12 protein-coding genes and 1 pseudogene are annotated in these 15486 nt (G+C 62.2%); 8 read left to right on the top strand and 5 right to left on the bottom strand.

The window, feature by feature from the left end; translation table 11 throughout:
• Positions 1-669: 669 nt before the first annotated feature.
• Positions 670-1053, bottom strand: a complete 384-nt coding sequence (locus A5788_RS00310; RefSeq protein WP_223372675.1) for a hypothetical protein — start codon at positions 1051-1053, stop codon at positions 670-672.
• 214 nt (positions 1054-1267) lie between these two features.
• Positions 1268-2284, bottom strand: a complete 1017-nt coding sequence (locus A5788_RS00305) for a helix-turn-helix domain-containing protein (RefSeq protein ID WP_005195135.1) — start codon at positions 2282-2284, stop codon at positions 1268-1270.
• Between the two features lie 100 nt (positions 2285-2384).
• Here A5788_RS00305 and A5788_RS00300 point away from each other — a divergent pair, with 100 nt between their 5' ends.
• From A5788_RS00300 to A5788_RS00285, 4 genes are read left to right on the top strand one after another with little or no spacing between them, the layout of a single operon-like run.
• Complete coding sequence (locus A5788_RS00300; RefSeq protein ID WP_005195134.1) at positions 2385-2705, top strand: 2Fe-2S iron-sulfur cluster-binding protein; 321 nt, start codon at positions 2385-2387, stop codon at positions 2703-2705.
• Positions 2706-2730: 25 nt separating this feature from the next.
• The gene (locus A5788_RS00295; RefSeq protein ID WP_005195133.1) at positions 2731-4122 is read left to right on the top strand and encodes a cytochrome P450; all 1392 of its coding nucleotides are present in this window, start codon (positions 2731-2733) and stop codon (positions 4120-4122) included.
• Positions 4119-5318, top strand: coding sequence for an NAD(P)/FAD-dependent oxidoreductase (locus A5788_RS00290; RefSeq protein ID WP_005195132.1), 1200 nt, complete (start codon positions 4119-4121; stop codon positions 5316-5318). Before A5788_RS00295 ends, A5788_RS00290 begins: the two co-directional genes overlap by 4 nt.
• On the top strand, positions 5315-5989 hold the full coding sequence (locus A5788_RS00285; protein ID WP_005195131.1) for a transglutaminase-like domain-containing protein: 675 nt from the start codon (positions 5315-5317) through the stop codon (positions 5987-5989). The genes A5788_RS00290 and A5788_RS00285 overlap by 4 nt, the downstream gene beginning before the upstream one ends.
• 222 nt (positions 5990-6211) lie before the next feature.
• Here the strand turns inward: A5788_RS00285 and A5788_RS00280 are convergent.
• A protein-coding gene (locus A5788_RS00280) for an IS3 family transposase (RefSeq protein WP_085949120.1) occupies positions 6212-7350 on the bottom strand; the annotation gives its coding sequence in 2 pieces (ribosomal slippage) (positions 6212-7080 and positions 7080-7350; 1140 coding nt in all).
• Positions 7351-7558: 208 nt separating this feature from the next.
• Positions 7559-8035, bottom strand: a complete 477-nt coding sequence (locus tag A5788_RS00270) for a PaaI family thioesterase (protein ID WP_005194688.1) — start codon at positions 8033-8035, stop codon at positions 7559-7561.
• Positions 8036-8143: 108 nt separating this feature from the next.
• On the opposite strand from A5788_RS00270, the gene A5788_RS00265 reads away from it, so the two are divergent.
• From A5788_RS00265 to A5788_RS00240, 4 genes and pseudogenes are all read left to right on the top strand, one after another.
• Positions 8144-8752, top strand: a complete 609-nt coding sequence (locus A5788_RS00265; RefSeq protein WP_005194691.1) for a TetR/AcrR family transcriptional regulator — start codon at positions 8144-8146, stop codon at positions 8750-8752.
• Between the two features lie 91 nt (positions 8753-8843).
• Positions 8844-11867 carry an MMPL/RND family transporter gene (locus tag A5788_RS00260; RefSeq protein WP_064869968.1) on the top strand — a complete coding sequence of 1008 codons (3024 nt, stop codon included), beginning with the start codon at positions 8844-8846 and terminating at the stop codon, positions 11865-11867.
• Positions 11868-11980: 113 nt separating this feature from the next.
• A pseudogene (locus A5788_RS24180) lies at positions 11981-13107 on the top strand (IS3 family transposase).
• Between the two features lie 105 nt (positions 13108-13212).
• The gene (locus tag A5788_RS00240) at positions 13213-13563 is read left to right on the top strand and encodes an integrase core domain-containing protein (protein WP_005194698.1); all 351 of its coding nucleotides are present in this window, start codon (positions 13213-13215) and stop codon (positions 13561-13563) included.
• Between the two features lie 323 nt (positions 13564-13886).
• Here A5788_RS00240 and A5788_RS00235 read toward each other — a convergent pair.
• Positions 13887-15145 (bottom strand): IS3 family transposase gene (locus tag A5788_RS00235; protein WP_085949121.1). Its coding sequence is split into 2 segments (ribosomal slippage): positions 13887-14800 and positions 14800-15145, totalling 1260 coding nucleotides; the frame shifts between segments, so codons are not numbered across the junction.
• Positions 15146-15486 lie beyond the last annotated feature (341 nt).

The raw sequence follows: 15486 nt of genomic DNA, 5'->3' as shown, positions 1-15486 counted from the left end.
CCGAAAACCACCTAACCCACAACCCCAGCTACCCTCAACCCAGCACACCCGAACATGGGGAAATCCGTGACGGACACACCTGGGGAATTACGTGACCGTCGACACGCACCCGTGCAGCGATCTCAGCATCGGATTCAGTCTCAGCAGAGAAGGACACCCCCCACACTCTGACTGCGACCACCGACAAGCGTGAGACGTCAACGATGTCCCGACGACACGACGTCAAGCATGTCCCGAGCCCTTACACGTCAGCATCGCCAGATTCGCGAGGATGACGAGCTGGATTACGTCTGGCTGTCAAGCGACGTCACCCCTGAGGGCGGCATGTCTCATGGAATGGGGCACTCCGGTGAAGGGGTGTTGGCCACTGCCGGAGAAGAAGCCGTAGCTGTTGGCTGAGCAAATCTGGTGCAGGACCAGATCGAGCGGACGGGGATTCAGTGGCCCCGCGGCCGCACGGGAGGCGCCATGGGCGCAGTTCTCATCGGAGGGATAGCAACATGGAGTGGCCGCGACGGCGAGCAAGCAGCGATCGGCTCCCTCTCTGCCTGACTTCGAACCATCGGCCGTCCGCGACATCGGCGGACGTTCGGCGCCGACAACTCGTCCTACTCTGACACGTTTCCTTACCAGCTAAAGCGGCTGTGGCAGAGTCGGTCATGCTCGGTGTCAAATGTATTCGTCACGGGTGCGCGTCTTGGCTGAGGGGTAAAGATGGCGCCCGAGTCGTCCTCCCGCGCCGGCCGGCATCATCCTCGGCCCCATGTCGTATTCGGCAAGCGGGAAATTGCGGCTAGTTAACATTAACATGGCGTGATCGTCGTCACTCGATGCGGCGAATGGCCTCGTTACGTGACGTAGCAGGCCGCCCAGATTGTCGGTCGGTCGGGCAGTTGGTGTGCGAAAACCGTCGTCGGTGATCATGATCTCGCGGTCGAGGGTGACGACCGAAACATTCTCGTGGCGGTATCGCATATGTGCGTCTATCAAACGTCGTTGCTGCGGTGTTGCAATGTCCCGAAGGCCCGACTGGATTCGTTCGGTGAATGCCATAACGGTGGCTAGAACGAACCGGCTGGTGTCCTCGGCGAGGCGGCAGACGTTGAGGTGTGGCTGAGAATTGCCGCGTAGGCGATGCTGGCTGACTTGTAACGACCGTGCGCTTCGGACGGGGCGGGCCCGGGTTACCGTATCGAAACGTTATGAACCAGTCGCGAAATTCGTTGTGGTGTAATCAGCTGACGCCCCGATTGGGCTGGTCGAGCATTCATGCGGCTGGCGGGCGTGCACGTCGAAGTCGAAACTGCGACGGGGAGCAGCCGACCCACCGAGCAAACGCATGAGAAAAGCTTGCGACGTCGCAGTACCCCAGTTCGGTAGCAATCTGGCCGATTCCGACGCCGGGATCGAGAAGTCGGAGGATGGCGTGCTCCTGCATGAATTGCTGTCGTAGGCGGCGCAGGGTGGTGCCCTCGGCGTGTAGGTGCCGTTTGAGTGTGCTTACCGATACCGACAGCTCTGCTGCGATCCGACTAGCGTTGACTCGAGCAGGGTCTGCATCAAACTGGGCTCGGACGCGCTGCGTGTACGAGTTGTGACGCCGCTGATCGCAGAGCCGTCGCAGTTCGGCGGTACCGATCCGGTAGGCGACGGGATCGGAAAAGCGGCACACCTCATGAAGCGCCTCGGCTGGTATGCGAACAAATGACGCTGGCGCATCGAAGACGACTCGATGCCCTATCTCTCCCACGTTCAGCGGCTCGGTCGGCGCCGGGCAGGTCAGGTGTAACTCTGCTGAGGACACATCTCCTGTGAGTATTTTCACCAGACGCAGAACGGTCAGGCCCCCATAAGTGACGGCAAAGCAGTCGGTACCCGCGCTGTCGGTGCGCCCTGCGAGACCGATGGTAAGACCACTGGCGCCATGATGAAAGTCCGCACTTAGCGCCGTCGAGATCAACGGCAGAAAACGAAGCAACTCGACGATGTCAACGACCGACCCGGCACTGACCAGCGGCAGGCTCAGTGGACCGAAGGAGGTCAGCTGAGCGTGCTCAGCGAATGCGAGGCCCAGCCGAAACCCGTCGTGCGGCCCCATCGTCGGATACACGTCATGAAACCATTGCATCGGCACCTGCGCTTCTTGCGTGATCAACGTTCTGAGGTCGGTGCCCTCCTGGGCCATTATCCGACCGAATGCGCTCGTCGCCTCCGTGCCCAGCGCACCGCTGTCGAGAAGCTGTGCAAACGCCAACGGGGGCACACCGGATTCACCGAGGGTCACGTGAGCCAGATTAACAACAGATTGCGACGTTCACACATGGATCGGTCGGGATCCGCACATTCACACTCAAGGGGAACCTCATACGTGCAAGGAGGTGGCCATGGCCACGATCACATACATCACCCACGATGGAGACGACTACGAAGCCGATCTCGTGGAGGGGAAGTCGCTCATGCAGACCGCCGTCGACGAAGCCGTCCCCGGCATCGACGGTGATTGTGGTGGCGAAGCGGCCTGCGGTACGTGTCACGTCATTGTCGACCCGGCGTGGATCAAGACCGTCGGGCGCAGCGGCGAGGGCGAGGAAGAGATGCTGAGCATGCATCCGGAACGGGAAGGAACCTCGCGGCTGTCCTGCCAGATGATCGCGACTGAGGAGTGGGACGGCCTGACTGTTCGCCTCCCGGAATTCCAACTCTGACCCGCAACGACGAAGGAATGCAATCATGAGCATCGCAGCCACCGTCGCCGAGAAGGCGCAATCAATGATCCCGATCGACCTTCAGATCCGGGGGGCGCATGTCTATGACAAGACCCGCCGAATCGTCACAAGGACCGACGGCCAGAAGATCTTCACCGAGACCCCGATCCCGCCGGTGGACGAGGTCGATCTCGCCGAAATCGACCTGAGTAACCCGTTCCTGTATCGCCAGGGTATGTGGCGCTCGTACTTCGAGCGTGTCCGCAACGAGGCGCCGGTGCACTTCCGTTCGGAGAGCCCCTTCGGTCCGTTCTGGTCGGTCACGCGACACGCCGACATCATCGCGGTCGACAAGAATCACGAGGCGTTCTCCGCCGAACCGTTCATCATCATCGGCAGGCCCCCGCGTTTCATGGACATCGCGATGTTCATCGCGATGGATCCGCCCCGGCACGACAAGCAGCGCGCCGCAGTGCAGGGCGTGGTGGCTCCGAAGAACCTTCGTGAGATGGAGGGGCTCATCCGCGCGCGCGTCCGCGAAGTCCTCGACGGCCTCCCACTCAACGAGCCGTTTGACTGGGTCCAGACTGTGTCGATCGAACTCACTGCACGCATGCTCGCGACGCTACTTGACTTCCCTTACGACAAGCGGCACAAGCTGGTCGAATGGTCCGACCTCGCGACCTCGATGGAGCAGGCCAACGGCGGCCCCTCGGACAACGACAGGGTCTTCCGTGAGATGGTCGCGATGGCGCAAGGCCTGAGTTCGCTGTGGCGGGACAAGGCGGCACGTACCGTGGCCGGCGAAGAGCCTGGCTTCGACCTCATCACCATGCTGCAAAGCAACGAGGACACCAAGAACCTCCTCGACGATCGCCCCATGGAGTTCCTCGGTAACCTCGTGCTGCTGATCGTCGGCGGCAATGACACGACCCGCAACTCCATGAGCGGCGGAGTGCTGGCCCTCAACGAATACCCCGAGCAGTTCGAGAAGCTCAAGGCCAACCCCGACCTCATCCCCAACGCGGTGTCGGAGATCATCCGCTGGCAGACCCCTCTTGCTTACATGCGCAGGGTCGCCAAGAAGGACGTCATGCTCGGCGGCCAGTTCATCCGCAAGGGTGACAAGGTGGTGATGTGGTACGCCTCGGGCAACCGAGACGAGCGCGTCTTCGAGCGTCCAGACGAGCTCATCATCGACCGGGCCAACGCCCGCAACCACATCGCGTTCGGTTTCGGTGTACACCGCTGCATGGGCAACCGGCTCGCCGAGCTCCAGCTACGCATCCTGTGGGAGGAGCTCCTCCCTCGCTTCGACAACATCGAGGTGGTGGGTGAGCCGGAGTACGTGCAATCGAACTTTGTCCGTGGGATCAGCAAGATGATGGTTCGCCTGACCCCCAAGGGGGAAATGTGACGGCTGATCAGGTCGTCATCCTCGGCGCGAGCCACGCCGGCGTCCAACTCGCGGGCGCTCTCCGAAAGGAGAAATGGGCCGGGGATGTCTTGCTGATCGGCGACGAGGGCAGGCTCCCCTACCAGCGTCCACCGCTGTCCAAGGCATACCTGGCAGGTGCATCACAGCTTGATGACTGCGCGATCCGCGGACGTCAGTTCTACGACAAGCAGCGGATCGAGCTCGTGGACGGAACGGCGACGGCGATCAACCGTTCCGCGCACACCGTCACCCTCAACAGTGGAGACGTGGTGTCTTACGCCACGCTGGCACTGTGCACCGGCGCGCGCGCCCGCGCGCTGACCGTTCCGGGCGCCGAGTTGACGGGCGTCCACTACTTGCGCACCGCCACCGACGTCGAGGCCATCCGTGCCGCGGTGGTGCCAGGTTGCCGGGCCGTCATCGTCGGCGGCGGCTATATCGGCCTGGAGACGGCCGCCTCACTTCGAGCTCAGGGTGTGGACGTCACTGTTCTCGAGGCTGCGGAACGCGTGCTCGAGCGGGTGACCGCGCCGGTGGTCTCGAGGTTTTTCGACCGTACCCACCGGACCGAGGGTGTCGATGTTCGCACCAGCGCGTTGGTCGAGGGTTTTCGCGGGGAGGGGCGAGTCGAAGAGGTGGTGCTCGCCGACGGTGAGACCCTGGCCGCGGACCTCGTCATCGTCGGTGTCGGCATCATTCCCAACACGGATCTCGCGGTCGCCGCGGGCCTCGAGGTTGACGACGGAGTCATCGTCGACGACCATGCACGCACCAGCGACCCCGACATCGTCGCCGCCGGCGACTGCGTCAACCAACGGATCGCACGGTACGACAGGCGCGTCCGCCTCGAATGTGTGGCGGCCGCCACCGAGCAGGCCAAGGTCGCGGCAGCGACCATCTGCGGCAACGAAGCCGGTCTCACCGCGCTGCCTTGGTTCTGGTCCGATCAATACGATCTGAAGCTGCAGATCGCCGGGCTCAACACCGGGTACGACGAGGTACTGGTCAGCGGTGACCCTGACCACGACCGTGACTTCACCTGTTACTACTTCAACGACGGCGAGCTGATCGCCGCGGACTGCGTCAACAGACCCAAGGATTTCATGAACGCGAAGCGTACGATCGCACAGCGTTCGTCGCTCGACAGGTCCGAACTGATCGGAGCCACACCATGACCACATCACCCGCGGCAGCGGAAAGGCCGGCGGCGGCGCTCACAGCATCGACCTTCCTCGACATCCATCACGCGACCGTGCAGGCCTTCACCCAAGACGCGGTCGGCGACGCGGACACCGATCGCGAGAAGGCGCGGCGCCTCTTCGCCGCAGTCCGAGACCAGATCCGTTACGACCCCTACACCGTCTCTGACAAGCCCGATCATTACCGGGCCAGCCATGTCATCGAGTCCGGACGTGGGTACTGCGTACCCAAAGCGGTCGTACTGACAGCCGCGTTCCGCGCGGCAAACATACCGGCCCGGCTCGGCTTCGCTGATGTACGCAATCATCTGCAGACCGACGCGCTGCGCGAACTCATGGGAACCGACGTCTTCGTATATCACGGATACAGCCACGTCTACATCGAGGGGCGCTGGTTGAAAGCTACACCCGCGTTCAACATTGAATTGTGCACTCGATTCGGGGTCCCACCTATCGACTTCACCGGCGATCGCGACGCGTTGTTTCACGCGCACGCGGCGGACGGCTCCGCGCACATGGAGTACGTGCACGAACGCGGCGTCTACAACGACTTGCCCCTCGAGGAAATCCTGGCGGGCCTGCGGCATGCCTACGGCCCTCTGATCTTCTCGGGACGGCCAGCTCCGTCCGACGCATTCCGCGCATAGTGTGCGCTCCGGCGGGCTACCGCCGCAGGTTACTGCCCGCTCGAACACCCGTGCCACCACCTGTCGGCCAGATCCCGTCGCACAGTGTCCACCACCACTAGGGAGACCATGACAATGTCCGAGTCATTGCTCGACACCTATCCACACCGAATGGGCGGCCATTGCGGCTCCAGCGCGATGCGCGACTTGATGGTGAGGGGGACCCGTTTGGTGGTCCAGTCGCTATGCGGCTTGGGATTGGTGGGTCGTGGTCCACTGTAGAGCGAATTCAGCGGGGCTGAGTTCGCCGTGGGCGCTGTGGGGCCTGGCGGTGTTGTAGTCGGTCCTCCAATCCTCGGTGATCACTTGGGCTTCGAGCAGAGAATCGAAGCGCCACGAGTTGAGCAGTTCATCGCGTAGTCGACCGTTGAACGATTCGATCCAGCCGTTCTGCCATGGCGAACCGGGGTCGATGAACAAGGCTCCGGTGCCGGTGAATCGGCACCAGTCGCGTACGGCGTGGGCGACGAATTCGGGGCCGTTGTCGAACCGCACGTAGACCGGCGCCCCGCGGGTCAAAGCCAGCGTGTCAAGGACTGCGACCACTTGGTCGGCGTCGATTGACCTGCCGATCTCGATGGCCAGGCACTCTCGGGTGTACTCATCAATGATGTTGAGTAGCTTGATCGTACGACCATCAGCGAGGGTGTCGAATTGGAAGTCCATCGCCCAGATCACGTTCGGCCGGATAGGACACATCGCCCCTACGGTGACACCGACGCCGGTCAACCGCTTCTTTTTGCGGCGCTGGGGCACTCGAAGTCCTTCCTCACACCATAGTCGACGAATACGTTTGTCGTTGACCGCCCATCCGGATTTGCGTGCCATCTTCGCTGCTCGCCGCCACCCCCACCGGGGCCGGTCGGTGGAGAACCTGCGTAGCCAGGCCCTCAGCCTGGTGTCCTCGTCGTCCGCTGGTTGTGTCCTCAGGCGCATCGTCGAGCGGTGGATACCGACCACCGCACACGCCCGACGCTGAGACACCCCGAACCGTTCTTGCAGCACCGTCACGGCGCGGCGTTTACGGTTCGGGGTCAAAAGTTTCCCGACGACAGGTCCTTGAGCATGTCAATGTCGAGGGCCTGGTTGGCCACGAGCTTCTTGAGTCGGGCGTTCTCCGCCTCGAGTTCTTTGAGCCGCTTGGCGTCATCAGCTTTCATGCCGCCGTACTGGGCCAGCCAGCGATGCCACGTGGACTCCGCGACTTCGAGGTGCCGGCACACCTCGTCGAGTTCCTGACCAGCGGCGAGGAGCATATTGCCCTCGGCGAGCTTGCGGATGATCTGCTCCGGCGTGTGCCGGCGGCGCTTGTTCGATGTCATGACGTCGTTGATTCTTCCTGCTCGAACAATCGAGCAACAGAGTCCCACAACGACTGGACCACCCAGGAGGGCTCACCTCACAAGCTAAGCGCTCGGTTCACGGGGAGGGCGGTAAGGCGCTGCGAATGGGTTAGATACGTCTCGCCCTCAGGGTTGATGCAGCCTTGCTGTATCGGGTAACACCAGATGCAGGCGCGGTTACGGTATTCTAGTCGGCTTGAAGGAATCGAGTAATCAGGTCTGTGGCGGCGTCCGGGTCTCCGTGGTTCTGAAAGTGACTTAAGTCAACTTTCACGAACACGGCGTTCGCGGTGAAATACGCTTTCTTGCCTACTGTGCCGACCGCTTTGATGGAGAGTGCCCGAGCGGTGTTATCGACGACCGTGGCGACGAGGTGCACGGGTGTGTGCAGTGGCACTGGGTGTCGGTACTCGACGGTGAGTGTTCGAGTGACTGCAGGTGTGCGGGCGATCCACAGGGTGAATCCCATGATGTCGTCGCAGGCTGCTGAGATGGCACCGCCATGGGCTAGGCCGGGTGCTCCTGATTGGCGTTCGTCGAAGGTTAGATCAGCGTAGACGTGGTCGTCATGCCTGTATACCTCGAGCTGGAGTCCGCTGGGGTTGTCGCTGCCACATCCCATACATGATGGCGAGTGCGCTGGTAGCCGCTGATCGAAGCCCATTGGGTGGTCCTCTCTGCGGTCCTCGTTCGGTGTTCGAGCACTCGCAGTTTCGTTCTGTTACCGACGGTATCGTTTGTGCTGTTGGTCTGGAGCGGGAAGTGGGCAAGGGTGGAGATCGCCGATATCGATGATGTGGACCCGAGGCGGGTTCGCTCGCGGGCGCGGTTGTTGGATGCTGCCGCGACCCTGCTCAGCAGCGGTGGGGTCGAAGCGGTCACCGTGGAGGCTGTAACCCGGCTATCTCGCGTAGCCCGCACCACGCTGTATCGACATTTTGAGAGCACCACGGACCTGGTGGCAGCAGCCTTCGAGCGGTTGTTGCCTCAGGTGGACAACCCTGAAACCTCGCAATCGATTCGCGATGACCTGGTCACATTGATGCAACGCCAGGCTGCTCTCATCGAACAGGCTCCGTTGCAGTTGACCACACTGGCTTGGTTGGCAATGGTTCCCAAGCAACCTGGCGAAGAACCAAACGCATTGGGGCCGTTGCGGATGCGCGTAGTCAACCAGTACCGAGAACCCTTTGATCGAGTGTTGACAAGTAGCGCGGCCGCCGCTGAACTCGACGATCCGGACTTGACCATGGCGATCACTCAGCTGGCAGGCCCTCTGGTCTTCGCCAAGCTCACCGGGATTCGCGCGATGGATGTCGCTGATCTCGAGCGCCTCGTCGATGACTTTCTTGCGGCGCACAGGCGGCGCCCGCCTACATAGCCTCACCGCCTTCCACTTTTACGCTACAACTTGTAGCGTAGCGCTACCGATGGTTCCACTGTGGGCCAGATGAGTTGGTGAGGTACTGCGTATGGTGGTCCATCGTCCCGATGACAAGCGCTTGGCAAGGCGGCCGTTGGTCGAGCGCAGCGAGTACAGCTCCACGTTGGGACGAATCGCGCGGTTCACTTTGACGCACAAGTCCCTGGTCATCGGGGTGTGGATAGCTGTCGGGGTGGTGTTGGCGGTGCTGTTTCCTCAGTTGGAGACGGTGGTGCGGCAGCAATCGGTAGATCCGATCCCTGCAGGGGTTCCGTCCTTTCAAGCTCTTGATCAAATGGGTGGCGCATTCGGGGAAAAGGGCGCTAAGACCACTGTCTTCGTGACCATGGAGAACCCGAATGGGCTTACAGAGGTCACGCGAGAGCGATACGACGCGTTGGTCCTACAGCTCCGTGAAAATTTTGACGATGTGCAATCGGTTCGTGACTTGCTGTCGGATCCGATCACTGCCCGCCAGGCGTTGAGTGAGGATGGCAAGGCCTGGTATCTGCCCGTCGGGGTCTCGGGGACCCTGGGCGGTCCGGCGGCGACTCATGCGGTGGAAACCGTCCGCGAAACCGCACGCCGGGTGTTTGAAGATACTGGTACCGCGGTTCATGTCACCGGACCCGCAGCCACCTTCAGTGATCAGATCGTGAGTGCCGAGAGCGACCTGGTCGTGATCACTTTGGCCACAGTCGCGCTGATCGCCCTGATCTTGCTGGTGGTGTACCGATCGCTGTTCACAGCACTGGTGCCGTTGCTGGTGATTGGTGTCAGCCTTGGGGTGGGCCGCGGCGTCTTGTCCGCACTAGGTGAGCTCGGAATGCCGGTGTCTCAGTTCACCGTCGCATTCATGACGGTCATTCTGCTCGGGGCCGGGGTGGACTACTCAGTCTTTTTCATCAGCCGCTATCACGAGCGGTTGCGCCAAGGCGCGCCTACCGCGGATGCTCTTGTGGACGCTACAGCGACGATCGGACGGGTCATCTTGGCCTCGGCGGCGACGGTGGCACTGGCATTCCTGGCTATGGCGTTCGGCGAACTGAGCGTCTTTTCCACCTTGGGTCCGGCCTGCGCGATCGCGATCCTCATCGGGTTCCTCGCCACTGTCACCTTGCTGCCGCCGGTGCTGCAGTGGGCAGCCCGCTTCGGTTGGGGCAACCCCCGACGAGACCTCACGCGCAAGTACTGGAATCGCGTGGCGGTGCTTGTCGTCCGCCGCCCAGTCCCCCTTCTCGCTATAACGATGGTGGGGCTGATCGTGCTGAGCACGATCGCGATGGGTATCCACATCACCTATGACGACCGCCAGGGCCAACCCGCGACGACCGACAGCAACCAGGGATATGCGCTGCTTGACCGCCATTTCCCCACAGATGTGACGGTTGCTGAGTTTCTTGTGGTGGATGCGCCGATCGACCTACGCACCGCCAGCGGACTTGCCGACCTCGAGCAGATGGCTTCGCGGGTATCCCAAATTCCCGGGGTGACTCGCGTCATCGGCGTCACCCGCCCCACCGGCGACAAACTCGAACAGGCCGAGCTGTCGTGGCAGAACGGTCAGATCGGGGACCAGGTGGCAGGCGCCGTCGCAGACGGCCAGCAACGAAAAGGCGACCTCGAGCAGTTGCGCTCCGGTGCCAACCAGCTCGCCGACGGGCTGGCCCAACTCGACACCCAGCTACGCCTCAACCTGACGCCACTCGCCGGTATCCTCACCCAAGCAAGCACCGCCGGTCAACAAATCCAGCAGTACCAACCACTCCTGCGCCAGCTCGCCGCGTCCGCGCCCGCACTCGACCGCGCCTCACAGAACGCCCCACAACTTGCCGCCCTGACCCGCCAAACATCCGCGGCGCTGACAACAGTGACCTCAATCCTACCCCTCCTCGACTCAGCGCCCTGGTGCGCCCAAGTCCCCCAGTGCGCAACCCTGCGCGCACAGATTCGCGACCTCAACGCCACACTAGGGAGTGGACTGCTCGACCAGATCACCACCCTGTCAACACAACTCGCACAACTAGACACACCCCTCACGACGGTCACCGACCAACTCACCGCAACCGTCAACTCCCTCAACTCCACCCTGAGCACCATCAACAACCAAGACCTGCCCGCTAAGATCACTCAACTCCAAACTGGCGTGAGTCAGCTCGCCGCAGGATCACGACAACTCGCCGACGGCGTGTCCGCGCTGATCGACAGCAACCTTCAGCAACTAGCCGGGATGGCCACCCTAGCCACGCAACTCCAAACCTCCGCCCGCGAAACCGCCGGAACAGACTCCGCGACCGGCTTCTACCTGCCACCTCAAGCCAACGCAGACCGCCGCTTTGTCGATGTCGCTCGCCAATTCGTCTCGCCCGACGGCCATACCGTGCGCTACGCAATACAAACCAGCTTCGACCCCTACAGCACCGAAGCCATACAACTGACCAACACCATCACCGATGTTGCAAACGCCGCCAGACCGAACACCACCCTGGAGGACTCCCACATCGCAATCGCCGGATTCCCCGCCATCAACGCCGACCTGCAACGCCTACTCGCCGACGACTTTCAACTCCTGGCACTGGCAACCCTCATCATCGTCGGCCTGATCCTAATCCTTCTCCTCCGAGCACTCATCGCACCGCTGTATCTCCTAGGAACCGTCGTCCTCAACTACACCGCGGCACTGGGCATCGGCGTCCTAATCTTCCAACACATCCTCAAAACCGAGATCGCCTGGCCTGTACCGCTATTGGCTTTCATAGTCCTCGTCGCCGTCGGCGCAGACTACAACATGCTGCTCATCTCTCGCCTACGCGAGGAATCCCAGAACAACATACGAATCGGCGTTCTACGAACCGTCACCAACACCGGATCGGTCATCACCTCGGCCGGCCTCATCTTCGCTGCCAGCATGTTCGGCCTCGTGGCTGGCTCGATCTCCATCATGACCCAAGTTGGACTGATCATCGGTATCGGACTACTGCTCGACACCTTTATAGTGCGCACCATCGTCGTGCCGGCCATCGCGACACTACTAGGCAAAACCAGCTGGTGGCCGAACAACGAAACCGTTTAACGTACTCCTGGTTTAGTTCCCCAGTATCCGCGCGGGACTGTCGCTAGGGACTGCTGCACGGATAGGTGACATCTGATCTGGCTTGCCTTCGGGCGGTCGGGAAGGATGTAGCTGTGCCCAAGCCGTACCCCCAGGAGCTCCGAGACGATGCGATCCGGGTGGCTCGTGATCGTGGAGAAGGCGTCACGATCGAGCAGGTCGCCAACGACTTCGGTGTGCACCCGATGACGCTGCACAAGTGGATGCGACGCGCGAATATTGATGGGGGCCGCAGCCCTGGCGTGACCTCGACCGAGTCCGCTGAACTGCGCGAGGCCCGTAAGCGGATCCGCCTGCTTGAGCAGGAGAACGAGGTGCTGCGTCGAGCGGCGGCGTATCTATCGCAGGCGAACCTGCCGGGAAAAGGCTGTACCCGCTCGTGAAAGAGCTCGCCGCCGACGGGATTGCCGTCGCGTGTCGTGTCGGGTACTTCAGCTCTCGCGCCAGCCCTACTACCGGTGGCTGGCCAGCCCGGTCACCAATGCCAAGCTGGCCGCGGCGTATCGGGCGAATGCCCTGTTCGATGCCCACCGCGAGGACCCGGAATTCGGCTACCGATTCCTCGCCGGGGAAGCCGCCACCGTGGGTGAGTCGATGGCCGAGCGGACCGCGTGGCGGATCTGCCGCGACAACGCCTGGTGGTCGGTGTTCGGCAAGAAGCGAGGTCGTAACGGCCGACGACCGGGACCACCAGTCCACGATGATCTGGTCCAGCGCGACTTCACCGCCGAGGAGCCACATCGGTTGTGGCTCACTGGTATCACCGAACACCACACCCGTGAGGGCAAGCTCTATCTGTGTGCAATCAAGGACGTGCACTCAGGGCGGATCGTCGGCTACAGCATCGATTCCCGGATGAAAGTCCCGACTGGCCGTGGCAGCGTTGCACAGCGCGCTGGCCCGTCGTGGTGAGGTGGCCGGCTGCATCGTTCACTCGGATCGAGGGTCACAGCTCCGGTCGCGGAAATTCCTACACGCCTTGAATACTCACGGTCCAACGGGGTCGATGGGCAAGGTCGGGGCGTGAGGGGACAACGCAGCTATGGAGATCTTCTTCGCGCTCCTGCAACGCAACGTGCTCGACCGTCAACGCTGGGACACCCGTGAACAGCTACGGATCGCAATCGTCACCTGGATCGAACGGACCTACCACCGCCGGCGCCGGCCACCACATCGGCCGAGAATCAGACCCGGCGGCTGATGCGACTGGCCGGGGTCCGCGGAGTGCAGCGGGCAGCGAAGGCTTTCACCACCCGTCCCGACCCGACCACGGCCAGACCTACCGACCGAGTTCAGCGACAGTTTCGTGCCGATCGACCCAACCAGCTACGGGTCGTCCCAGCTATGGGTCGTCGACATCACCTGCGTGCGAACCTGGCAGGGCTTCGCCTACACCGAATTTGTCACCGATGCCTGCACCCGCGTGATCGTCGGTTGGCATGTTGCGGCTACCATACGGACCGAGCTGATCAGGCAGCGTCGGCCTTGGCGCACCGTCGAGCAGGTGGGGCTTGCCACCTGCGAATGGGTCTGGTGGTACAACCAACAGCGTCTACACGAAGCGCTCGACTATCAACCACCCACAGAGTTCGAGGCCGCCCTCAACGGCGCCTCAGCTATCTGCGAGTCGGCCGCCCCGGCCCTCGCAACCACATAGGAACTAAACCTGGGGTACTTCATGGTCTTGCGTCGACCAAATGAACCCCCAATACATATCGCTGGCCTATGCCGACCGGCTGATCGAGTTTAAAGTCGACCCCTCGGTCAGCACTGTGCGCGACTCCTCCGACAACACTCTCGCCGAAGCGTCAGGTACCGCGAGTGTCATTTGCCACGGTGAAGGGACCGCTGTGAGCTGATTTTTGCCATCGGGATGGGACCACCTGGATTGCCAGTTATGGGACCACCGGCGCGTTGCGCTGGTGGTCTCTTGTTTTGTCCGTTGGGCCTTGACCCCGGATCTTGGACACAGGGTGGGATTTATGCTGCGTGTAGAAGTGTAGCAGCGTAACGGTTTTCGTAGGTGAGTGGTGATTGGTGCCCGCACCACGAGTGTCTTCGGCGGTTGTTGTAACGCACGAGCCACCCAAAGACTTCACGCCGGCAGGTGAACTCATCGGGCCAGGACTGCTCATCTTGAAGGACCTCGCGTTTGAGCGTGGCGTTGAACGACTCGGCCATCGCATTGTCGGCGCTGGTGCCCACCGCTCCCATGGACTGGGTCACGCCGAGTTCAGCGCACAGGTTGGCGTAGGCCTTGCTGGTGTAGACCGAGCCGTGATCGGAGTGAAAGACCGCTCCCGACAACGACCCTCGCGTCTGTTGTGCCGCTTGCAAGGCATCGGCAACGAGATCGGTGCGCATATGATCGGCCACCGCCCACCCCGTCAACCGTCGGGAGTAGCAGTCGATCACCGTAGCCAGGTACAGGTTGGAGCCATCGGCGATCGGCAGATACGTGATATCGCCGACATACACCCGGTTCGTGGCGGGCGCGGTGAAATCGCGTTCCACCAGGTCAGGGACTATGCGATCGGCAGGTTCAGGGATCGTGGTGACCACACGACGGCGCCGCCGATAACCGACAATGCCGTGGGCGCGCATCACCCGCGCCACCCGTTTGTGATTGACCCGGTTCTCCAGCGCCACCCCATCGTTGAGTTCCGCGGTAATCCGCGGTGCACCACAGGTGCTGTCACCATCGTGAACCTCACGAATACGTTGCGCCAAAACATGATCAGCTTCCGCACGAGCCGCCCGGCGCGGGGCCGCCTTGCGCCAGGCGTAAAACGACGAACACGCGATCTCGAGGAGATCGCATAGCCACTTGACCGGGTAGGTGTCGAGGTGGTCGGCGACGAACTGGAAGCGGCTCACCAGTTCGTCTCCCCGGCGAAATACTTGGCCGCCTGACGCAAAATCTCCCGTTCGGTGCTCAGCTTGAGCTTCTCGCTACGCAGTGCCGCGTTCTCCCTCTCCAACCGTGCGATCTTGGCCTCAGCGCTTTCTGGCCCCACCACAGCGGGCCCATCGCCGTTGCGGGCCTTGAGCGGGCTGACCGCCCCGCTGCCATCGGCAGCGGTCTTGCGGCCGGTGCCGTAGCGCTCAAGCCAGTGACGCAACGTGCCGCGCTCGACCCCAAGATCGGCGGCGATACCGCGCACCGTGGCCCCGGGGGTCGACTCGTACAAGTCCACCGCGTCCTGACGAAACTGCTCTGAATAGTGTCTCCGAGCCATACCTTGATCATCTCGCTTCTCCCCGCGAACTGCGGGATTCAACGTGTCCAAGGTCCGGGGTCAGGTCCCGTTGACTCGGCCGTGACGAGCAGTCATGGAAGGGGCGGCGGCATGGGCTATCGGGAGGTTGCTGTGGAAGAGATCAGAGAAGTCCTGCGGTTGTGGCTGGGTCTGGCGGTGGGGTTACCGTCGCCGGGGCTGCGCACGATCGCCGCGCATGCGGGGGTGTCCGTGGCCATGAGAAAGTCCCCACTGGTGGGGGGTTGAGGTTCCCCCCGAACCGTAGAGGCATCGATAATGAGGAGCACGATGCCAGAGAAGCGGAAGAAGTACGACCGGGA

Source organism: Gordonia sp. 852002-50816_SCH5313054-c, from assembly GCF_001665925.1.
Lineage (GTDB): Bacteria > Actinomycetota > Actinomycetes > Mycobacteriales > Mycobacteriaceae > Gordonia > Gordonia jacobaea.
The sequence above is the reverse complement of the archived record's forward strand: the minus strand, read 5'-3'. Positions and strand labels throughout refer to the sequence as shown.

Excerpts from the sequence above, each read along its gene's own strand:
- A5788_RS00310 (WP_223372675.1), bottom strand. The coding sequence starts at position 1,053 with ATGGCATTCACCGAACGAATCCAGTCGGGCCTTCGGGACATTGCAACA.
- A5788_RS00300 (WP_005195134.1), top strand. The coding sequence starts at position 2,385 with ATGGCCACGATCACATACATCACCCACGATGGAGACGACTACGAAGCC.
- A5788_RS00295 (WP_005195133.1), top strand. The coding sequence starts at position 2,731 with ATGAGCATCGCAGCCACCGTCGCCGAGAAGGCGCAATCAATGATCCCG.
- A5788_RS00285 (WP_005195131.1), top strand. The coding sequence starts at position 5,315 with ATGACCACATCACCCGCGGCAGCGGAAAGGCCGGCGGCGGCGCTCACA.
- A5788_RS00270 (WP_005194688.1), bottom strand. The coding sequence starts at position 8,035 with ATGGGCTTCGATCAGCGGCTACCAGCGCACTCGCCATCATGTATGGGA.
- A5788_RS00260 (WP_064869968.1), top strand. The coding sequence starts at position 8,844 with ATGGTGGTCCATCGTCCCGATGACAAGCGCTTGGCAAGGCGGCCGTTG.